At 68.2% G+C, this 22,745-nt stretch carries 12 protein-coding genes; 11 read left to right on the top strand and 1 reads right to left on the bottom strand.

Going from position 1 to position 22,745, the window contains the following annotated elements; genetic code table 11:
• Positions 1-104: 104 nt before the first annotated feature.
• From ACFCV3_RS04530 to ACFCV3_RS04520, 3 genes are all read left to right on the top strand, one after another.
• Positions 105-4,964, top strand: coding sequence for an NAD-glutamate dehydrogenase (locus tag ACFCV3_RS04530; RefSeq protein WP_376026033.1), 4,860 nt, complete (start codon positions 105-107; stop codon positions 4,962-4,964).
• A 105-nt stretch (positions 4,965-5,069) separates the two neighbouring features.
• A complete protein-coding gene (locus tag ACFCV3_RS04525) occupies positions 5,070-11,375 on the top strand; it encodes an RHS repeat-associated core domain-containing protein (RefSeq protein ID WP_376026032.1) in 6,306 nt (2,101 codons plus the stop codon).
• A gap of 22 nt (positions 11,376-11,397) precedes the next feature.
• Positions 11,398-12,138 (top strand): hypothetical protein, encoded by a 741-nt coding sequence (locus ACFCV3_RS04520; protein WP_376026031.1) that lies wholly within the window; start codon positions 11,398-11,400, stop codon positions 12,136-12,138.
• Here ACFCV3_RS04520 and ACFCV3_RS04515 read toward each other — a convergent pair.
• The gene (locus tag ACFCV3_RS04515; RefSeq protein ID WP_376026030.1) at positions 12,135-12,872 is read right to left on the bottom strand and encodes a GntR family transcriptional regulator; all 738 of its coding nucleotides are present in this window, start codon (positions 12,870-12,872) and stop codon (positions 12,135-12,137) included. The genes ACFCV3_RS04520 and ACFCV3_RS04515 overlap by 4 nt on opposite strands.
• Positions 12,873-13,022: 150 nt before the next feature.
• Here ACFCV3_RS04515 and ACFCV3_RS04510 point away from each other — a divergent pair, with 150 nt between their 5' ends.
• The 8 genes from ACFCV3_RS04510 to ACFCV3_RS04475 all read left to right on the top strand — a co-directional run bounded on the left by ACFCV3_RS04510 (position 13,023) and on the right by ACFCV3_RS04475 (position 22,743).
• Entirely contained in the window at positions 13,023-14,009 is a 987-nt protein-coding gene (locus ACFCV3_RS04510) for a Gfo/Idh/MocA family oxidoreductase (protein ID WP_376026028.1), read from the top strand.
• Positions 14,010-14,045: 36 nt separating this feature from the next.
• Positions 14,046-14,930 (top strand): sugar phosphate isomerase/epimerase family protein, encoded by an 885-nt coding sequence (locus ACFCV3_RS04505; RefSeq protein ID WP_376026027.1) that lies wholly within the window; start codon positions 14,046-14,048, stop codon positions 14,928-14,930.
• A gap of 34 nt (positions 14,931-14,964) precedes the next feature.
• A complete protein-coding gene (iolC, locus tag ACFCV3_RS04500) occupies positions 14,965-15,906 on the top strand; it encodes a 5-dehydro-2-deoxygluconokinase (protein ID WP_376026026.1) in 942 nt (313 codons plus the stop codon).
• A 1,156-nt stretch (positions 15,907-17,062) separates the two neighbouring features.
• The gene (locus ACFCV3_RS04495; protein ID WP_376026449.1) at positions 17,063-17,947 is read left to right on the top strand and encodes a deoxyribose-phosphate aldolase; all 885 of its coding nucleotides are present in this window, start codon (positions 17,063-17,065) and stop codon (positions 17,945-17,947) included.
• Complete coding sequence (gene iolB / locus ACFCV3_RS04490) at positions 17,944-18,861, top strand: 5-deoxy-glucuronate isomerase (protein ID WP_376026024.1); 918 nt, start codon at positions 17,944-17,946, stop codon at positions 18,859-18,861. Before ACFCV3_RS04495 ends, iolB begins: the two co-directional genes overlap by 4 nt.
• Positions 18,858-20,768, top strand: coding sequence for a 3D-(3,5/4)-trihydroxycyclohexane-1,2-dione acylhydrolase (decyclizing) (gene iolD, locus ACFCV3_RS04485; RefSeq protein ID WP_376026022.1), 1,911 nt, complete (start codon positions 18,858-18,860; stop codon positions 20,766-20,768). Before iolB ends, iolD begins: the two co-directional genes overlap by 4 nt.
• Before the next feature lies 1 nt (position 20,769).
• Positions 20,770-21,663 carry a sugar phosphate isomerase/epimerase family protein gene (locus ACFCV3_RS04480; RefSeq protein WP_376026021.1) on the top strand — a complete coding sequence of 298 codons (894 nt, stop codon included), beginning with the start codon at positions 20,770-20,772 and terminating at the stop codon, positions 21,661-21,663.
• Positions 21,664-21,747: 84 nt separating this feature from the next.
• Positions 21,748-22,743, top strand: coding sequence for a substrate-binding domain-containing protein (locus tag ACFCV3_RS04475; protein ID WP_376026020.1), 996 nt, complete (start codon positions 21,748-21,750; stop codon positions 22,741-22,743).
• Positions 22,744-22,745: the final 2 nt, after the last annotated feature.

Genomic DNA, 22,745 nt, shown 5'->3' with positions numbered 1-22,745 from the left:
GACATCACACCAGTGACCAAGGTGGACTAATCTCTGAGTGACCGCACAAAGGCGTGCGGCCGGTGCCGGCGGCACCGAATTTGGTCACGTGGAGACGGTGGGGAATGCAGAGCAAGCTGGACGTCCAGAAGGCGGATGTACTCGCCAAGGCGGTGGCGGCGGGGACACACGGTCACGACAAGTCGGCTGATCCCGGCAAGCTGAAGACCTTCCTCGAGCGTTACTACCGGCACGTCGCTGCCGAGGACGTGGCCGAGCGCCAGCCGGCCGACTGCCTGGGGGCGGCCCGGCACCACTACAAGAGCGCGGTCTCCCGCCCGCAGGGCACGGCGAAGGTGCACGTCTTCACCCCGACCCTGGAAGAGCACGGCTGGACCGCCAACGGGCGGACCGTCGTGGAGATCGTCATCGACGACATGCCGTTCCTGGTCGACAGTGCCTCGATGGTGATCACCGCCCGCGACCTCGAGATCCAGCTGCTGATCCACCCGCAGTTCGTGGTCCGCCGCGACGTCACCGGCACCCTGGAGGAGGTGCTGGACGACACCGCCGCCTCGGACGCGCACGACCTGGTCCGCGAGAGCTGGATGCACCTGGAGATCGAGCGGATCGCCGACGTGGCCCAGCACCGGGCCCTGGAGGAGGCGCTGCAGCAGGCGCTGCACGACGTCCGCGAAGCGGTCGAGGACTGGCCGAAGATGCACGAGAAGGCGACCAGCATCGCCGCCTCGCTGGACCCGGCCACCCTGCCCGTCAGCGCGAACGAGGTGGAGGAGGCCAAGGAGCTGCTGGAGTGGCTCGCCGACGAGCACTTCACCTTCCTCGGCTACCGCGAGTACGACTTCACCATGGATGGCGACCAGGGCATCCTGCGTGGCCGTCCGGGGACCGGCCTGGGCATCCTGCGGCCGGACCCGAAGCCGGGCACCGGCAAGCTCCCGCCCGAGGTGAGCGCCAAGGCCCGTGAGCGCAAGCTGATGATCCTGACCAAGGCGAACTCGCGGTCCACCGTGCACCGCTCGACGTACCTGGACTATGTCGGGATCAAGCAGTTCGACGAGAACGGCGACCCGGTCCGCGAGTGCCGTTTCATCGGTCTGCTCTCGTCGACGGCATACACCGAGAGCGTCATGCAGGTGCCGGTGCTGCGGCGCAAGGCGCTGGAGCTGTTCCGGCTGACCGGCTTCGACCCGAACAGCCACAGTGGCAAAGGACTGCTCGACGTACTCGAGACCTACCCGCGTGACGAGCTGCTGCAGGCACCGGTCGAGGACCTACTGCCGATCGTGCAGTCGGTGCTGCACCTGCAGGAGCGCCGCGCGGTCAAGCTGTTCGTACGGCGGGACGTCTACAACCGCTACCTGTCCTGCCTGGTGTACCTGCCGCGTGACCGCTACACGACTGCGGTCCGGCTGAAGATGCAGCAGATCCTCAAGGACGCCATCGGTGCCGAGTCGGTCACCTACGCGGCGTACGTGACGGAGTCCGTGCTCGCACGTGTCCACTTCGTCGTCCGGATGGCGCACGGGACGACGGTCGGCGACTACGACCAGGAGCTGCTCGAGCAGCGCATCATCGAGGCCACCCGGGCCTGGGAGGACGACTTCACCGCGGCCCTGCACGCCAAGGGCGGCGACGGAGCGGTCACCCAGCTGGCCCGCCGGTACGCCGATGCGTTCCCGGAGGCGTACAAGGAGGACTTCGACGCCCGCGTCGCGGTGAACGACGTCGCCGTGCTGGAGGGGCTGCCGTCCGACAACGGACTGGCCATGTCGCTGTACAGCCCGATCGACGAGGAATGGGCGGGGGAGCGCCGGTTCAAGGTGTTCCGGACCGGCTCCGCGCTGTCGCTGTCCCAGGTGCTGCCGCTACTGACCCACATGGGCGTCGAGGTGATCGACGAACGCCCGTACGAGATCCGCCGCGACGACGGCATGGTCTACATCTACGACTTCGGGCTCAAGGCACCGCCGAAGACCGAGGAGCGTGAGGAGCTCCGGCAGCTCTTCTCCGACACCTTCCAGGCCGTCTGGCAGGGCCGGGCCGAGTCCGACAAGCTCAACGCACTTGTACTGCGTGGTGGCCTGAGCTGGCGGCAGGTGTCGATCCTGCGCGCGTACCAGCGCTACATCCGCCAGGGTGGTACGCCGTTCAGCCAGGACTACATCGAGAACACCTTCCTCGCCCACGTGGACGTGGCCGGGCTGCTGGTCCAGCTGTTCGAGACCAGCTTCGACCCGACCCGCGGAGACGCCGACGACCCGGAGCGGGTCGCGCAGTGCGATCTGCTGGAGAAGGAGATCCTTGCGGCGCTGGACACCGTGCAGTCGCTGGACGAGGACCGGATCCTGCGGTCGTACCTGACGGTGATGAAGGCGACGCTGCGGACCAACTACTTCCAGCCGGGCGCCGACGGACAGCCGCGGACGTACATCTCGCTGAAGCTCGAGCCGAAGGCGATTCCCGAGCTGCCGCAGCCGCGGCCGGCGTACGAGATCTTCGTGTACTCACCGCAGGTCGAGGGTGTGCACCTGCGGTTCGGCGCGGTTGCGCGTGGTGGGCTGCGCTGGTCGGACCGGCGGGAGGACTTCCGCACCGAGGTGCTGGGGCTGGTCAAGGCGCAGATGGTGAAGAACTCGGTGATCGTGCCGGTCGGCGCGAAGGGCGGGTTCTACGCCAAGCAGCTGCCGGATCCCTCGGTGGATCGCGATGCGTGGCTGGCGGAGGGGATCGCGTCGTACAAGACGTTCATCTCCGGGTTGCTGGACATCACCGACAATATTGTTGCCGGTGACATCGTTCCGCCGCGGGACGTGGTGCGGTACGACCACGACGACGCGTACCTGGTCGTTGCCGCGGACAAAGGTACGGCGACGTTCTCCGACATCGCGAACGGTGTGGCGAAGGAGTACGGCTTCTGGCTGGGCGACGCGTTCGCGTCGGGTGGTTCGGTGGGTTACGACCACAAGGCGATGGGGATCACCGCGCGCGGTGCGTGGGAGTCGGTCAAGCGGCACTTCCGCGAGATGGGCCACGACTGCCAGAACGAGCCGTTCACCGTGGTCGGTGTCGGCGACATGTCCGGTGACGTGTTCGGTAACGGGATGCTGTTGTCGGAGCACATCCAGCTGGTCGCGGCCTTCGACCACCGGCACATCTTCCTGGATCCGACGCCCGATGCGGCGAAGTCGTTCGCGGAGCGGCGCCGGTTGTTCGAGCTGCCGCGCTCGTCGTGGGCCGACTACGACCCGGCGCTGATCTCCGAAGGCGGCGGTGTCTACCCGCGGACCGAGAAGGCGATCCCGGTCTCGGTCGAGATCTGCCACGCGCTCGGGATCGCGGGTTCACCGGCCCGGCTGACCCCGGCCGAGCTGATGAACGCGATCCTGAAGGCTCCGGTCGACCTGTTCTGGAACGGCGGGATCGGCACCTACGTGAAGGCGGCCGCCGAGTCGCACGGCGATGTCGGCGACAAGGCCAACGACTCGATCCGGATCAACGGTTCGGAGCTGCGGGCCAAGGCGGTCGGTGAGGGCGGGAACCTGGGCTTCACCCAGCTCGGCCGGATCGAGTACGCCGCGGCCGGTGGGCGGATCAACACCGATTTCATCGACAACGTGGCCGGGGTGGACACCTCCGACCACGAGGTCAACATCAAGATCCTGCTCGACACGGTGGTCGCCGACGGCGATCTGACCGAGAAGCAGCGCAACGACATCATCGCGTCGATGACGGACGAGGTCGGCGGGCTGGTGCTGAAGTCGAACTACCGGCAGAACATCGCCCTGGCGAACGCGACCGCGCAGGCCCCGGCGTTGATGCACGTGCACCAGGACTGGGTACGGCGGCTGGAGAAGCAGAAGCTGCTGGACCGCGAACTCGAGTTCCTGCCGAGTGTCGCGGAGTTCAAGCGCCGCAAGGCCGACGGGCGTGGGCTGACCTCGCCGGAGCTGTCGGTGCTGATTGCCTACACCAAGATCGTGCTCGAAGCCGAGCTGCTGAAGACCACGCTGCCCGACGACGCGTTCCTCAAGCACAAACTCGCGTCGTACTTCCCGAAGGCGATCCAGGACCGGTTCGCCGACCAGATCCAGTCCCACCAGCTGCGCCGCGAGATCATCACCACGCAGGTGGTGAACGAGTTCGTGAACACGTCGGGCATCACCGCGTTCCACCGGCTCTCGCTGGAGACCGGTGGTTCGGTCGAGGACGTCGTACGGGCGAACCTGGCCGCGTCCCGGATCTTCGCGCAGCCGGACCTGTTGTCGGCGAATGCCGAGCTGGACAACGTGGTCGACGCGGCCACCCAGACGCACATGCGGCTGGAGACCCGCACGCTCGTCGAGCGCGCGACCCGCTGGCTGGTCAGCAACCGCCGGCCGCCGGTCGACATCCAGGACCTGATCGACACCTTCGGTCCCGGTATCGCCAAGCTCACCACGGCGCTGCCGGAGCTGCTGCGCGGGCGCGAGCTGGCGTTGTTCGAGCACCGTCGCGAGACGCTGGTCGAGAAGGCCGTGCCCGTCGAGGTCGCGACCAGCATCGCGATCCTGCCCCCGGCGTACGCGGGTCTGGGCATCGTCGAGACCGCTTCGGCCGACGACCTCGACATCTTCGAGGTCGCCAAGGTTCACTTCGCGTTGAACGAACGGCTCCAGCTGGGCCTCTTCCTCGAGCGCATCATCGGCCTCCCGCGGACCGACCGCTGGCAGACGATGGCCCGGGCCGCCCTCCGCGACGACCTGCATGCCGTCCACGCCCGCCTCACCCGCCAGGTCCTGGCCACCACGGACGCCAACGCCGACCCCGAAACCAGGGTCATCGCCTGGCAGGACCAGAACGCCACGGCACTGTCCCGCGCAGCCACCATGCTCGAAGAGATCGTCGACACCGAGGGCCCCGAACTCGCCCACCTCTCGGTCGGCCTGCGTCTGGTCCGGACCTTGTTGGCCAACCAGGCCTAGAGATTCGAGCCTCAGCAAACATCTTGACAGAAGGCCGAACCCTCAGAGAAGTTTGATCGCGTCGTGTTACGCCCGACACGACGCAACTCTCTGGGGGAGTGAGGCATGGATTCGTCCCGCCCGAAATCCATCACTGCGGCTGTTCTGGCGCTCGTTGTCGCGGCCGCTGTTCTGCAAGGACCACCGGCCGCCGCGGCCGGTCCGAAGAAGAAGCCGGATCCGGTGTCCGCCGAGAATTCGGTCATCTCCGTATCGGACCGGACAGTGCCGACCCAACTCGATCCGTCCACCGCCGGCACCGCCCGGCCGCAGGCGACCCCGACGAAAGTCGTGTGGCCCACCGCCGGCACCGCAACCGTCGAACTCACCGGCTCCAGCCGCTCCCGTAGCGCTGGGGCCGTTTCCTTGCAACCGGTCACCGGTGGTCCGGAGCAGGTGACCGTCGCGACCTACGACCACAAGGTCGCCGAGAAGCTCGGTGGTCACGGCCTCGCGCTGAAGCTCACCCGCGCCGACGGCAGCCGCCGTTCCGCGCCGGTCGGCGTCAGCGTCGACATCAGCGGTTTCGCCGGCGCCTACGGCGGCAACTTCGAGTCCCGGCTGCGACTGATCGCCAAGCCCGCTTGCGCTCTGAAGACTCCGGCAGCGGCCGCGTGCGCAACCAGCCGGCCGGTGCCGAGCAAGCTCGACCTCGTCAACCACAAGCTCACCGCGACGTTGCCCGCCGCCCAGCAGGGTCTGGTGTACGTCGTCGCAGCGGCACCGAACGGCGAAGCCGGCTCGTACACGGCGACCAAGCTCTCGTCGTCGAGCAAGTGGTCCGTCGGCCTGCAGTCGGGTGATTTCAACTGGAGTTACCCGATCCCGAAGGTCGCCGCGCTCTCCGGCAAGGCGCCGGATCTGGACCTGTCCTACTCGTCGCAGTCCGTCGACGGTATGACCGCGTCCGAGAACGCCCAGCCCTCATGGGCGGGCCTCGGCTGGAACCTCGACACGCCGTACCTCGAGCGCCGGTACAACGGCTGCTCCGACGACGGCGGTGACACCGGTGACCTGTGCTGGGCCGGTGACCAGCTGATGCTGTCCCTCGAAGGCACCTCTTCCGAGCTGGTCAAGGACAAGGCCGCCGGCGGCGATGTCTGGCGCGCCAAACAGGATCCGGGCTGGCGAGTGGAACGCAAGAAGGACGCCGACAACGGCGACAACGACGGCGAGTACTGGGTCGTCCAGACGCCGCAGGGGATGACCTTCACCTTCGGCCGCGGCAAGCAGGCGACCACCGGTACGGCGACCAACTCCGTCTTCACGGCGCCCGTCTTCGGCGACGACGACGGCGAACCGTGTCACAAGAGCAGCGTGGAGGACTCCTGGTGCACCCAGGCCTGGCGCTGGAACCTCGATGGCGTAGTCGATGCCCACGGCAACAGTACGACGTACTTCTACGAGACCGAGAAGAACAGGTACGCCCGCAACGGCGAGTCCGGCAAGTCGACCGACTACATCCGCGGCGGCCACGTCCGCGACATCGTCTACTCCCAGCGCTCCGGCGAAGAGGGTACGACGGCGCCCGCGCGACTGCACTTCACGACCGAACTGCGGTGTATCGAGGCAAACGGTGGGTCCGGCACGTGTCCCGCGTTCGACAAGGACCACGCGTCCTCGTATCCCGACGTACCGATGGACCAGGTGTGCACCGGCAGCTGTACCGGCGACGAGCAGAAGTCACCGAGCTTCTTCACCAACCAGCTGCTGCGTTCGGTCACATCTCAGCGCAATGACGGCACCGACTTCGTCGACGTCGATCGGGTGGACTTTACGTACTCGTTCCCGAAGCCGTCCGATGGGACCAGCGCGTCGTTGTGGCTGGAGAAGTTCCAGCAGGTCGGCCTCGGCGGTTCCGGTACGGAGAAGCTGCCCCCGGTCGTGATCGCGGGTCGCGAGTCACCGAACCGGGTCGACGCCGCCCCCGGGAGCGGCGTACCGAAGCTCGAGAAGTTGCGGGTCACCACGGTCACCGACGAGCTCGGCCGCCGGGTCGAGGTCGGCTACGGTCAGCCGGACGGGTGCACGATCGACAACTTCCCCGAGGGTAAGGCCGACACCAACGCCCAGACCTGCTTCCCGGGCTGGCGTTCGAACGGCGACAGCTCCGGCTTCGGCTGGTGGCACCGGTATCTGGTCAGCAAGGTCACTGTCGTCGACCAGGCCGGCGGCGCGCCACAGCAGGTGAACGAGTACCGCTACCGCGGCAAGCCGTCCTGGCACTACGACGATGACGACGTCACACCGACCAAGCGGAAGACGTGGAGCGACTGGCGCGGGTACGGCTCGGTCGACGTGGCCAAGCTGTCCCAGGCGGGTAAGCCGCTCGAGCTCACCAGGAACCTGTTCTTCCAGGGGATGGACGGGGACCGGCTCGCGAACGGCGGTAAGAAGTCCGTCGACGTGGTCGACTCGACCGGCGGTTCGGTCAAGGACGTGCCCTGGTTGCGCGGGAAGGAACGGGAGACCCAGCAGTTCGCGCTGGACGCCGACGGCAACCCGTCGTACGAGCTCGGTGGTTCGCTGCACACCTACATCTCGGCGCACACGACCCCGATCAAGCCGGGCGAGACCGATGCAGACGACGATGCGCACCTGGTCGTCGAGAGCGAATCGGTGAAACGGGAGACCGTCGTCCCCGAGTCAGGCGGAACGCGCAGCACCCGGACCACGAAGCTGACCACGACGTACGACGAGTACGGCCAGGCGACCGAGGTCCTGGACACCGCCGGTGACGATGTCCGCTGTACGCGCACGAGCTATGCGCGCGACGACGCCACGATCCAGGACTGGATGCTCGCGTTCCCGTACCGGATTCGCACCTACGAAGGCACCTGTGCCGCACCGAAGAGCCTGATCTCGGCCAAGGATCAGTACTACGACGGTTCCGCGACGGTCGGTGGCCCGGTCAGCAAGGGTGACGTCACCAAGACCGTCTCGGCGGTGACCGCCAGCGGTCCGAACGACATCACCAAGACCACCACGACCTCAGCCACCTTCGACGCCTACGGCCGTGGCATCACCGAAACCGACGCCAACGGTCACACGAACAAGACCGCCTACAGCCCGGCGACCGGCCGGCCGGTCACCGTGACCGAGACCAACGCCCTCGGTCAGGCCGAGGTCACGACGATGGACCCCGATCGCCAGCAGCCGTCGACGGTCAAGGACGCCAACAACCAGATCACGTCCCAGACCTATGACCCGCTCGGCCGTCTGGCGACAGTCCGGCTGCCCGGTCAGGCCGCGGACGCTCCCGCGGCGAAGGTGTTCAGCTACCAGCTCGACCCGGACCACAAACAGCCTCCGTTGGTGACCACCAAGGAGCTGCAGTCCGGGACGACCTACGTGACGTCGTGGTCCTTCCTCGACTCGACCGGCCGCGAACGCCAGACCCAAGAGGTCTCGCCGGCGTCGACCGGCGAGAAGCCGAAGACGATCGTCACCGACACCCGCTACGACGACACCGGCCATGTTGCCGCGGAGTCGCTTCCGGTCGTCGTCGACGGTGCTGCGGGGAGTTCGCTCCGAGCAGTGCCGGGTGATCAGGTGATCGAGACGCGGCACAGCTATGACGCCCTCGGGCGTAATACCAAGGCCGCACACTTTGCCCAGGGCAAGGAGTTGTGGAGCACGTCCACCGCGTACTTCGGCGATCATGTGCGGACCACACCTCCCGAAGGCGGCGTCGTGAAGACGTCCTGGATCGACGTCCGCGGTCGCCAGGTGAAGACCGAGGACGGGACCGGGTCGTCGATCGCGGCGACGACGTACACGTACTACCCGTCTGGTCAGCTCGCCAGTACGACGGATCCGGGCGGTCACAAGTCGACGTTCAGCTACGACCTGCTCGCGCGCAGGACCGAGACCGTGGACGCCGACTCCGGCCGGAGCCGTACCGAGTACGACGACGAGGGGAACGTCCTCGCGACCTGGGACGCGAAGACCCTGGCGTCCGGACGGCCGGGCCCGACTCTGTCCACGCAGTACGACGCTCTGGATCGGCCGACCGCCCGGTACGCCGGTCCGGCCGGGACCGGCGAGAAGATCGCCGCCTGGACGTACGACTCGACCGACATCCCGAACGGCATCGGCCGTGGCACCGCGCAGACGACGTACTGGAAGGGCAAGGCGTTCAGCCGGGCCGCCACCGGGTACGACGCCCGCGGCCGGATCACCGGTCGCAAGTGGACGTTCCCGCAGGGTGTGGGCGGCCTGCTGAACGGCTCGTCGTACACGGTGAACTACGGGTACGACGAGGCCGACAACAAGGTCACCACGACGTACCAGGAGCCGGCGCTCGGCAACCCGAAGGAGACGATCACCACCGGGTACGACAATCTGGGGAATCCGACGACGCTGTCCGGTGAGCTCACGGATCCGCTGACCGGTTCCACACATACGGACCCGTATGTCACGTCGACCGGCTACGCGGCGGACGGCAAGCTGGCCGGCCGCGAGTACGCGAACGCGCATCACTCGCTGCGGCGGGCCTACGCCTATGAGCCACAGACCCAGCGACTGTCCCGGATCCAGACCCTGATCGACGACGACAAGGCTGCCCAGGACGACAGCTACACCTGGGATCCGGACGGGAACATTCAGCAGATCACCGACGTCACGGGTCCGAAGTCGGTCGCCACCTGCTTCGACTACGACGGCCTCAACCGGCTGAGCCACAGCTGGACCACGTACCAGACCGACTGTTCGGACGGCTCGTCGGACACCGTCCACGACGGACCGGCCGGCTACAACCAGTCCTGGACCTATTCGCCGGACGGCAACCTGCTGTCGGAGACGACGCTGGGCGTGACGAAGAAGTACACGTACGGCGATCCGGCGCACCCGCACGCGGTGACGAAGGCGGGCGCGGCCGGGTTCAAGTACGACGCGAACGGCGCGATGATCGAGCGGCCCGGCCTGCTCGGTGGACTGGTCCCGACCAAGCTCGAGTGGGACGCCCAGCAGCGGCTCGAGTCCGAGACCAGCACGCTGGTCAGCCAGACGCAGTTCGTCTATCTGCCGGACGGGACCCGGATGGCCCGGGTCGATCCGCTCGGAGTGACCGCGACGCTGTACATCGACGGCCAGGAGCTCACGATCGTCGCCGGTGTCCTCAAGGTGTCCAGCCGGTTCTACGACCAGGCGGGGGTGTCGATCGCGGTCCGCCAGACCCTGGGCAACGTGGTCTGGCAGCTGAACGACCAGCAGGGGTCGGCGCAGATTTCGGTTGCCGACGGCACCAGTATCGCGGCGCGGACCTACTACTCGCCGTACGGCGAGATCCGCAACCTGCTGCCACCATTACCATCCGAGCACGGCTGGCTGAACAAGATCAAGGATCCGACCACCGGGCTGAACGCGCTCGGTGAGCGGTACTTCGACGCGACCCTGGGCAGGTTCCTGTCCACCGACCCGGCGACCGACGGATCGTCCGCCCAGGCGGCGAACCCGTACTCGTACGCCGAGAACAACCCGATCACGTACGTCGACCCGACCGGCCTGTGGAGTCTGTCGGGTGCCTGGAACGCCGTGAAGAGCGGTGTCAGCAAGGCGGTCGACTGGGTCGACGAGCACAAGGGACTGATCACCAACATTGCCGTAGGCATCGGTGTCGGCATCGCCATCGGCGCTGTCTGTGCGACCGGTGTCGGATGCCTGGTCATGGCTGGTGTGGCGGCCGGCGCGGCCGGTGCGGCGGCCGGGTACGGGGTCGATGTCGCCGAGGGGAAGAAGGACTTCTCCTGGGGCGGCCTGGCCACCGAAGTCGGTGTCGGGGCCGCGGTCGGTGGTCTGACCGCGGGAATCGGCGCAGGCGTCGGAGCCGGGGCCAGAGCGCTCGCCAACACGACCGCGGGCAAGGCGGTGACCGCGGCCGCCAGCAAGGCCGGTACGTCGATCGCCAACTCCGCGGCCGGCCAAGCCGTATCGGGCGCGGCGAAGGCCGCCACCGGTGCGATCAAGACCGCCGGCGGGAAGACAGCGGGCAAGGTCGCCGCGGTCGCCCGGCAGGCAACCGGCAGAGTGGCGCCACGCACCGCTCGGGACAAGGCAGTCAGCCCGATCGCGCCGGCGGCCAAGTCACTGAACCGCCCGATCGGGAACAGTCCGACCCAGAATGCCCAGCTGCAGAACGACATCCGGGCGCTCCGGGCGCGCGGTGCCACCGACATGCGTGTCAATCAGCAGCAGGTGAACATCAACGGCGATAGGGTCGGCGTCAATCGGCCTGACCTCCAATACACTCTGAACGGCCGACGGCACTACGCGGAGTACGACGTACCGCCGCCCACCCGGGCGCCGGGGCACAAGCAGCGGATCATCGCGAACGATCCGACCGCCAAGGTGCACCTCTACACGGTTCCCTGATGGCAGCAAGGAGAATGCTGGAGTGATCACCCTCCTGTCCGACCGGTTCGCGCCGACCACCTCGCGGTTCGGGTTTCTCGAGGTGCCGCTCGACGTGGCGGCCGCGGGGCTCGGCGTGTGGCGGCAACAGCTGCACGGCCGCGCGAAGGCGGAACCGGTCGGCGGGAGTCTGGCGGAGATGCTCGGGCGGCTGCCACCACTGACAGGTGGCGTGCGGCCGCGCGAGCTGCTCGTCGGCACGGTGGGAGATCGCTGGACGGCGTACTTCGACTGTGGATTTCAGGGCACCGACGCGGTGAGCACGGTGGGGTACCTGGCTGAGGAACTGAAGTGTCAGGGGCTGGCTATCGACTCGACGCCGCACACAGTGGGTACGGGGCTGGAGACGCCGGGAAGGTACGGCGCGGTGCAGTTCGAGCTGTTCGGGCCGCTGCAGACCGATTTCCTCAACTACGTCAGGACGATCTCGGCCGCGCACGACGGCAGCCGGTGGAGTTTCGAGGCGAACGGCACGGTCCAGGCCTTCGAGGACACGGATCGCTACGAGGCCCGCCGTGTGCGCGACAAGTTCACCTCGGAGATGCTCGCCGAGTACGCGGCCGCCCTCGGCGTCCGCCCGTTCGACGAAGACTTCTACGCCGACCAGGGCGTCCTCATCCAGACTCGCCAGAGGGTGCCGCTCAAAGGCAAGTCGATGACCCTGGCCGACACCCAGCACTACTGGGGCATCATTCCCGGCGTCGCCGATCGGCTTCCGGACTAGCGCTCGGAGACGAGAACGTCCACCGAGTACTGATCCGCGCGGTAGCAGTGGCTGCCGTATTCGACCGGTGCGCCGTCGGAGTCGTAGGCCGAGCGGGTCATCGTGACCAGCGGTTCGGCCTTGGACATGTGCAGGGTACGGCGTTCCTCGGCGGTCGCGTTGCGGGCGCCGATGCGCTGACGGGCGACGGTGGGACGAATGCCGCGGGCGCGGAGGACGGCGTACAGGCCGTCACGTTCGAGGTCTGCCACGGTCAGGTCGTTGAGGGCCGGGGGCAACCAGTTGCGCAGGATCGCGAGCGGCTGGTCGCCGGCGTAGCGGAGGCGGACGATCGAGACCAGGGCCGTGCCGGTGGGTAGGCCGAGCATCTCGGCGGCACGGTCGTCGTGGGCCTCGGTGGTCAGCGACAGTACGTCGGTGCGCGGGGTACGGCCCTCGCGGACCAGGTCGTCGTACAGGCTGGTCAGCTCGGCCTTGCGGTGCACCATCCGGTTCGCCACCGTGGTCCCGATTCCGCGGCGGCGGACCAGCAGGCCCTTGTTGACCAGCTCGGAGATCGCCCGGCGCACGGTCGGCCGGGACAGGCCGAGGCGGTCCGACATGGCGATCTCGTTCTCGAACGGGTCGCCGGGGCGCAGGGTGCCGCCGCTGATGGCAGCGGTCAGCTGCTCGGCGAGCTGGTGGTAGAGCGGCACCGGGCTCGTCCGATCGATGCTGATCGGGAGGGTCGCCATGGGGCCGGATATTACATGGCTCAGGTATGTATGTCTCTACGTGCGAATGTGTTAACAAACTATTGACACGTTTGGTCTGGGCGGGAAAGCTGGCCGCGGTAGCTGCGGGTGCTGCCGGCCAGGGTGTGTGACGACGGAAGAGGGTGGCGGATGCGGATCGGGCTGGTCGGGGTCGGGCGGATCGGTGCGTTCCACGCGTCGACGCTCCAAGGGTTACCGGCGGTGGATCAGGTGGTCGTCGCCGATGCCGATGCCGGCCGGGCCGAGACGGTCGCCAAGGAGCTGGGCCTTGCGTTCGCTCCGGATGTCGCTTCGCTGCTGGGCAGCGGGTTGGACGGGTTTGTCATCGCTGCCGCGACCGGTGCGCACGCGGAGCTGATCGCGGCGGGTGTCGCGGCCGGCGTACCGACGTTCTGTGAGAAGCCGGTCGCGCTCGACCTGGCCGAGACGCAGCGGGTGGTCGAGCTGGTCGAGGCCGGCGACGTACCGGTGCACATCGGGTTCCAGCGGCGGTTCGACGCCGGGTATCAGGCTGCGCGGGCCGCGGTGGAGTCGGGCGAGCTCGGTTTCGTGCACCACATCCGCGCGAACACGAACGACGCCGTACCGCCGCACCGCGAGTACATTCCGCAGAGCGGCGGCTTCTTCCGCGACTGCACGGTCCACGACTTCGACATCATCCGGTATGTCACCGGCCGCGAGATCGTCAGCGCCTACGCGACCGGCGCGAACCGCGGTGAGGCGTTCTTCGGCGAGTACGGCGATGTGGACTCTGCCGCCGCCTTGCTCACGCTGGACGACGGCACCTTCGCCATGGTGAGCGGCACTCGCTACAACGGGGCCGGCCACGATGTGCGGATGGAGCTCCAGGGCAGCCTGGGGTCGATCGCGGTCGGGCTCGACGAGCACACCGCGCTGCGGTCGGCCGAGCCAGGCGTGAACTTCCCGGCCGGTCCGCCGCATCTCACCTTCATGGATCGCTTCCAGCCGGCGTACGTGGCCGAGCTGACCGCCTTCACCGAAGTGGCCGCCGGGACGCGTGACGTGCCGTGCACGGTCCGCGACGCGCTCGCCGCGTTCCGGGTCGCTGACGCGTGTGAGCTGTCCCGGGCCGAGAACCGTGTTGTCACGCTCTGAACCTTCCCATTGCTGCGATAGAGGAGACTGTGCTCGATGACTGACCTGGCTGCCCGGATCGCGGGTGCTCCGATCTCGTGGGGTGTCTGCGAAGTTCCCGGCTGGGGCTATCAGTACGACGCCGAAACCGTCCTGGCCGAGATGCGCGCCGTCGGACTCGCCGCGACCGAGTTCGGGCCGGACGGGTTCCTGCCCGAGGACCCGGCCGAGAAGGCGAAGACGCTGGCCGATCTCGGGCTGCGGGCGGTCGGTGGGTTCGTTCCCGTCGTACTGCATGATCCGGCGCACGATCCCGCGCCTGAGGTCGCTGCTGCGCTCGAGGGGTTCGTGGCCGCCGGTGCGGGGACGCTGGTGCTGGCGGCGGCTACTGGCAGCGATGGGTACGACGATCGCCCGGTGCTGGACGAGACCGGGTGGAGCACGCTGCTGGGCAACCTGGACAAGCTGTCCGCACTGGCTGCCCGGAGTGGCGTGCTGGCGACGATCCACCCGCATGTCGGGACCATGGTCGAAAACGCTGCTGAGGTTGAGCGGGTACTCGACGGATCTTCGATCGGGCTCACGCTGGACACCGGTCACTTGCTGATCGGCGGGGTGGATCCGGTGGCGCTGACGTTGGCTCACACGGATCGGATCAAGCACACGCATCTGAAGGACGTGGACGCCGCGTGGGCCGCGAAGGTGCAGGCCGGTGAGGTCACGTACACGGACGCGGTGAGCGAGGGGATGTACCGTCCGCTCGGGCACGGTGACATCGACCTCGGCGCGATCGTGAGCACGCTGGAACAGGCCGGGTACGACGGCTGGTACGTGCTGGAGCAGGACACAATCCTGCCGGACCGGCCGGCCGACGAGGGCCCGGTGGTCGACGTACGAGTGAGTATCGCGCACCTGCAGGCGATCGCGGAGGCTGTCGGATGAGCTGGGACGCTGCTGCTGTGAGACGGGGAGATTGATGGCGGACGACGTACTGACGATCGGGCGTATTGGGGTCGACCTCTATCCGCTGCAGATCGGCACGCATCTGGAGGACGTGACCTCGTTCGGGAAGTTCCTGGGTGGGAGTGCCACCAATGTCGCGGTCGCGGCGGCTCGGCACGGGCGGAAGTCCGCGGTGATCAGCCGGACCGGGAACGACCCGTTCGGCACCTTCATCCACAGCTCACTGCGTGACCTCGGCGTCGACGACCGCTTCGTGACACCGGTGGAGGGCCTGCCGACGCCGATCACGTTCTGCGAGATCTTCCCGCCGGACAACTTCCCGCTGTACTTCTACCGGTTCCCGAAGGCACCGGACCTGGTCATCAACCCGTCCGAACTCGACCTCGACGCGATCCGGGACGCCCGGATCTACTGGTCGACGGTCACCGGCCTGTCCGCGGAACCGTCGCGCTCGGCACACTTCGCGGCGTGGGAAGCGCGGGGCCGCAAGGCGATCACCGTCCTCGACCTGGACTACCGGCCGATGTTCTGGGCCGACCCGACCGAGGCGCACGCGCAGGTCAGCCGGGCTCTGGAGCACTGCACAGTTGCCGTAGGCAACCGTGAGGAATGCGAGGTCGCGGTCGGCGAGACCGATCCCGACAAGGCTGCCCAGGCCCTGCTGGACCGTGGGCTGGACCTCGCCGTCGTCAAACAGGGCCCCAAGGGCACCCTCGCCCGCACCCGCGACGAACGCGTCGAGGTCCCACCCCACCCGGTCGAGGTAGTCAACGGCCTCGGCGCCGGCGACGGCTTCGGCGGCGCCCTCTGCCACGGCCTCCTGGCTGGTTGGCCCCTGGAAAAGATCATCCGCTTCGCCAACACCGCCGGCGCCATCGTCGCCTCCCGCCTCGAATGCTCCACCGCCATGCCCACCACCACCGAAGTCCTCACCACAATGGGTGAGAACAAATGAACCCACACACAGCCCCACCGAGCCCCGAGCCCTGGCCCCCTTCCTCCCCCCGACTCTCCAAGGGGGCCTCATGACCGACCCCCGCCGCCCCATCCCCGTCCGCCAACCCACCCCGGAGGACCCCACCATCCCCGCCCCCCAGCCCCACCCCGACGAAGCAAGCCCCACCGACCCCACAGTCGTCCACCGGCGCCCCTCCGGCGACGCGAAGCCCCCGCACGCGCCCTCCGCGCAGGCGGGCGCGCTGAGCCCGACGGATCCCACGGTCGTGCAGCGGCGCCCCTCCGGTGACGCGCCGCCCGCGCACGCGCCCTCCGCGCGGGCGGGTGGGGTGAGTGCGACGGATCCCACGGCTGTCCAGCAGCGCCCCTCGGGTGACTCGACGCCTGGGCATGCGTATCCCGCGCAGGCGGGTGGGGTGAGCCCGACGGACCCGACCGTGGTGCAGCAGCGCCCCTCCGGTGACTCGACGCCCGCGCACGCGCAATCCGCGCCCTCCGCGCAGGCGGGTGGGGTGAGCCCGACGGATCCCACGGTGGTGCAGCGGCGCCCCTCGGGTGACTCGATGCCTGGGCAGGGGTATCCCGCGCAGGCGGGTGGGGTGAGTGCGACTGATCCGACTGCGGTGCAGTCGGTGCAGGCGGCTCGGGCTCGGCGGCGGGCTGGGGTGCCGAACGATCCGACGATCGTGGCGCGGGTTCAGGTGCCTGGGGCTGACGACCCGACGACGGTGGTTCCGATGAACGAAGCGGGTGGTACGGCGGGCGAGCCGACCATGTCCGTGGCTGCGAACGATCCGACTGTTGTCGTGCCGGCTGCCACCTACGCCGGTGCCGACGACCCGACTGTCGCTGTGCCGACCAGCCCGTCCGGGGCCAGCGGTCCCGCGTACCCGCCGCCTCCTAGCGTGGTGGCGGCCGCGCCTGGAGTCGCTTACCCGGCTGACGATCCGACGGTTGTCGCGTCGCCCGCTGCAGCCCAGGAGAGAGCTCCGGAGAGCGTTGCCGACCCGGCGGTCGCCGTACCGGCTGCGGTTGAGGAGGCTCGGGTGGTGCCTGCGGTGGACTCTTGGCATCCGGCGACGGAAGGTGGACGGCCGCGTCCGGCCGTGGAACCGGTTGGACGGTCCGAGACACCGCCGGCGCGAGAGGAGCTCTTGGCTCGGTTGAACGAGTTGACCGAGATCCGCGTCCGGCAGCCGGAGCGGATTGCCGAGGCCTGGCAGCGCCGCCGTACTCGCGAACTGGTGGGCACCGACGGTCGTCTCCTGATTGTCGCGGCGGACCACCCGGCCCGCGGTGCGCTGGGTGTCCGCGACGACCAGTTCGCGATGGGCAGTCGCCCCGGCCTGATCGAGCGACTGGTGACAGCTCTCGAGCGTCCCGGTGTCGACGGCGTACTGGCAACCCCTGACGTACTCGAAGACCTCCTGCTGCTCGGTGCGCTGGAAGGCAAAGTCGTCATCGGTTCGATGAACCGCGGCGGCCTGCAGGGTTCGTCCTTCGAACTCGACGATCGCTTCACCGCCTACGGTTCGGCCGCGGACATCGCGTCCCGCCGCCTCGACGGCGGCAAGATGCTGACCCGGATCGACCTCGCCGACCCCGGCACGGTCGCCACCCTGGAAGCCAGCGCGAAGGCCGTCACCGAACTCGCCGAACACAAGCTGATGGCGATGGTCGAGCCGTTCTGGTCGACCCGCAAGGACGGCCGCGTCACGAACGTCCTCGACGCCGACTCGGTGATCAAGTCCGTCCACATCGCCGCCGGCCTCGGCGCGACGAGTGCCTACACCTGGCTCAAGCTCCCGGTCGTCGACAACCTCGACCGCGTGATGGACGCGACCACCCTGCCCACGCTCCTCCTCGGCGGTGACCCCACGGTCGCCCCCGAAGAAACCTACGCACGCTGGGGCAAAGCACTCTCCCTCCCCTCGGTCCGCGGCCTGGTGGTCGGCAGAGCACTCCTCTTCCCACCCGACGGCAACGTCGCCTACGCCGTAGACCAAGCCGCATCCCTCGTCCACGGAGGCCCCGCATGACAGAGTGGTTCAAGCGGGCGGGCAGCACTGCGCGGAACGGCTTCGATGTTGCCGTCACGCCGGGGGACAAGGAGTGGGAGTACAGCGGTCTGTACGTCGCCACGCTCCGCCCCGGGCAATCGGTCGAGTTCGACACCAACGACTGCGAGTACCTCGTGCTCCCGCTCAGCGGATCCGCCGAAGTCGTCGTCGACGGCGAGACCGTACCGCTCGGTGGCCGGGCCGATGTTTTCGCTGGGCCGACTGACTTCGCGTATGTCCCGCGCGGAACTACCGTCGCCGTCACCAGCGCCGGTGGTGCCCGCATTGCCTTCCCGCATGCGAAGGCGGCGAACGACTACCCCTTCCGCCGGATCGGCACCGAGCAGGTGGAGTCCGAGTTGCGTGGTGCGGGCGTCTCGTCCCGTCAGGTCCGCAACTTCGGTACGCCGGGTGTTCTCGAGGCCGACTCGATCATCGCCTGCGAGGTTCTCACCCCGGCAGGGAACTGGTCGTCGTACCCGCCGCACAAGCACGACGAGCACAAGCCTGGTAAGGAGAGCGTCCTCGAAGAGATCTACTACTTCGAGCTGCAGCTCTCCGACGCGGCCCCGGAAGGTGTCCAGGGCAACGACCCGATCGGTTACCAGCGGGTCTACGGCACCGCGGACCGGCCGATCGACGTCCTGGCGGAGGTCCGCAACGGCGATCTGGTCCTGGTACCTCATGGTTGGCATGGTCCCGCGATGGCGCCTCCTGGCTATGACATGTACTACCTGAACGTGATGGCCGGTCCCGGCACGGAACGCGAGTGGCTGATCACCGACGACCCGCAGCACGGCTGGGTGCGTGAGCTCTGGGCCACGCAACAGATCGATCCCCGCCTGCCCTTCGAACAAGCACAGCCTCTCGGAGCCGAAGGAGAAGAGTCATGACGGTGCGTCTCACGGTCGCGCAGGCGTTGGTGCGATTCCTGAGCGTCCAGTACTCGGAGCGCGACGGAGTCCGGCAGCGGCTGATCGCCGGCACCCTCGGCATCTTCGGGCACGGGAACGTGGCCGGTGTCGGCCAGGCACTGTTGCAGGCCGAGCTCGAGGACCCGACGGCCCTTCCGTACATCCTGTCCCGCAACGAGCAGGCCATGGTGCACACGGCAGCCGCCTTCGCCCGCACCCGCGACCGGCTGCAGACCTACGCCTGCACGGCAAGCGTCGGCCCGGGGTCGACCAACATGGTGACCGGCGCGGCCCTGGCCACGATCAACCGGCTCCCGGTCCTGATCCTCCCTTCGGATGTGTTCGCAACCCGGGTGGCAACCCCCGTGCTGCAGGAGCTGGAGAGCTTCGCCGCCGGGGACGTGTCGGTGAACGACGCCTTCCGCCCGGTCTCGAAGTACTTCGACCGGGTGTGGCGTCCCGAGCAGCTCCCGTCGGCATTGCTGAACGCGATGCGCGTGCTCACCGACCCGGTCGAGACCGGTGCGGTGACGCTGGCACTCCCGCAGGACGTGCAGGCCGAGGCCTACGACTGGCCGGAGGAGCTCTTCGCCGAGCGCACCTGGTACGTCGCGCGCCCGTTGCCGGAAGCATCAATTGTCGACAAGGCGGTAGATCTCCTACGGTCCGCGCAGCGGCCGCTGATCGTCGCCGGTGGTGGCGTGCACTACTCCGGTGCCGAGGACGCGCTGCGTGTCTTCGCGGAAGCGACCGGCATCCCGGTCGCGGAAACCCAGGCAGGTAAGGGATCGCTGACCTACGATCACCCGCAGTCGATGGGCGCGGTCGGCTCGACCGGCACGACGGCAGCGAACGCGCTGGCCCGCGAGGCCGACCTGGTGATCGGGATCGGCACTCGCTACAGCGACTTCACAACGGCCTCCCGGACCGCCTTCGCCAACCCGGCGGTGCGCTTCGTGAACATCAACGTGGCGCGCTTCGACAGTGCTAAACATGCCGGCCTTCCTCTCGTCGCGGATGCGCGGGAAGCCCTTGTTTCCTTGGGATCCGCGCTCGGTGACTGGTCCGTGGACAGCCAGTACACCGCGACGGCCACGGAACTCTCAAGGAACTGGGACGGCATTGTCTCGGCACATTACAAGCCCTCCGCCGAGGTGACCGGGAAGCTGGCCGAAGGACTGCTCACCCAAGGCCAGGTTCTCGGTGCCGTCAACGAATTGTCGGCGCCGTCTGATGTAGTCGTTTGTGCAGCCGGATCGATGCCGGGCGACCTGCACAAACTCTGGCGGGCCCGGGACCCGAAGGGATACCACGTCGAATATGGCTTCTCCTGTATGGGTTACGAGATCGCCGGCGGTCTGGGTGTCCGCCTCGGTGCGCCGGAGCGCGATGTCTTCGTCATGGTCGGCGACGGGTCGTACCTGATGATGTCGAGTGAGCTGGCCACCGCAGTCCAGGAGAACCTCAAGATCATCGTGGTCCTCGTGCAGAACCACGGCTTCGCGTCGATCGGTGCCCTCTCGGAGTCACTGGGTTCGCAGCGGTTCGGCACGGCGTATCGCAAGCGCACCGGCGACGGCCGGCTGGACGGCGACTACCTCCCGGTCGACCTCGCGGCGAACGTCCGCAGCTTCGGAATCGAGGTGCTCGACGTACACAGCCGCGACGAGCTGGAGAAGGCGATCCACACCGCCAAGGCGGCCACCGGCCCGATCGCGATCCACGTCACCACCGACCCGCTGATCGGTTCTCCGGACAGCGAGGCGTGGTGGGACGTGCCGGTGAGCGAGGTGTCAGAGCTGCAATCCACGCAGGCCGCCGCGGCGGCGTACGAGGAGAGCAAGAAAGCCCAGCACGGCTACCTCGCACCGGTCGAAGGCGACTGACATGGGCGCGATCAACGTCGGTACGGCGCCGGACTCGTGGGGAGTCTGGTTCGCCGACAACCCGCGGCAGACGCCGTGGACCCGGTTCCTCGACGAGGTCGTCGAGGCCGGGTACACACGCATCGAGCTGGGGCCGTACGGCTATCTTCCGACCGACAAGGCCCAGCTGAAGGCGGAGCTCGACCAGCGCGGCCTGACCATGACGGCCGGGACGACGTTCGAGCAGCTGCACCGCCCGGAGGGCTGGGAGACGACGTGGCGCGATGTCGCGCCGACGGCCGAGCTGGCCGCGGCGATGGGCGCCAAGCACCTCGTCGTGATGCCGTCGATGTGGCGTGACGCGGATGGCAGCATCACCGAGGAGCGCCTCGACCACGCCGCCCAGGCGGCGCACGGCAAGCAGGTGAGCGAGCTCGGTCGCCGGGTCGCGGAGGAGTTCGGTGTCCGGTTGCAGTACCACCCGCACGCGGATGGTCACGTGGACAACCAGGACACCGTCGAGCGCTTCCTCGAGGAGACGGACCCGCAGTACGTCGGCCTCTGCCTCGACACCGGTCACATCAGCTACTGCGGTGGTGACAACCTCGCGCTCATCCGCAAGTATCCGGACCGCATCGGTTACCTGCACCTCAAGCAGGTGAATCCCGAGGTGCTGGCCGCGATCCAGGGGCAGGGGCTCAGCTTCGACCAGGCGATCGAGCGTGGTGTGATGGCCGAGCCACCCCACGGCGTACCGGAGTTCCCGCCGCTGCTGGCGGAGCTCGCGGGCCTCGACGTGGAGCTGTTCGCGATCGTGGAGCAGGACATGTATCCCTGCCCGCCGGACGTGCCGCTGCCGATCGCGGCCCGGACGTTGGCCTATCTGAGATCCCACGGGGGTGGCGTATCGGTGTGATGGCCAGCAGAGTGTGAAACTCGCTGGTCCCAACGCAACTCTCCGCGGGTCGACCGCGGAACATCTGAAAGGCTGGTTGGAGTCATGGTTCGGTGGCACAGGAAGGCAGTGGCCGCGGGCGCGGCGGTCGTGCTCGTCACGGCACTCGCCGCGTGCAGTTCCTCCGGGGGCAAGCAGGAGGAGCAGGGCTCGAGCGGCAACGGTGGCGGTGTCGCGGACACGCCGCGGATGAAGGTCGCACTGATCACCCACTCGGGGCCCGGTGACACCTTCTGGGACATCGTCCGGCGGGGTGCCGAGGCGGCGGCGAAGAAGGACAACATCGAGCTGCAGTACTCCAGCGACCCCGACGGCGCGGCCCAGGCGAACCTGGTGCAGACCGCGATCGACGCCAAGGTCGACGGTATCGCGCTCACCCTGAACAAGCCGGACGCCGTGATCCCGAACCTGAAGAAGGCGGTCGCGGCCGGGATCCCGGTGACGGTGCTGAACGGCGGGCTCGACAGCTGGAAGGGCACCGGCGCGATCGGGTACTTCGGCCAGGACGAGCGGATCGCCGGTCAGGCGACCGGGGACAAGCTGAAGGAGCTCGGCGCGAAGAAGGTCATCTGCGTCATCCACGAGCAGGGCAACGTCAGCCTGGAGGCACGCTGCCAGGGCATCAAGGACAAGTTCGGCGCGGTCGAGAACGTGAACGTCAACGGAACCGACCAGCCGGGCACGCAGGCGACGCTGACCGCGAAGCTGCAGCAGGACAAGAACGCGGACTACGTCGTCGCGCTGAACGCCGGGATCGCGCTGACCGCGGTCACCGCGGCCAAGGGCGCCGGCTCGGCGGCCAAGATCGCCAGCTTCGACATGAGCAAGGAGATGGCCAAGGCGGTCCAGGACGGCACCGTGCAGTTCGCCGTCGACCAGCAGCCGTACCTGCAGGGCTACCTCGCGGTGGACGCGATCTGGCTGAACAAGACCAACGGCGACACCATCGGCGGTGGCGAGGCCACCCTGACCGGACCGGCCTTCATCGACAAGACGAACATCGAGGCCGTCGCCAAGTACGCCGCGGCCGGGACCCGCTGAGG

The sequence above is a fragment of the Kribbella sp. NPDC056345 genome (genome assembly GCF_042262745.1).
In the GTDB taxonomy this organism is placed as follows: domain Bacteria; phylum Actinomycetota; class Actinomycetes; order Propionibacteriales; family Kribbellaceae; genus Kribbella.
This window is presented reverse-complemented; position numbering and strand designations above follow the sequence as displayed.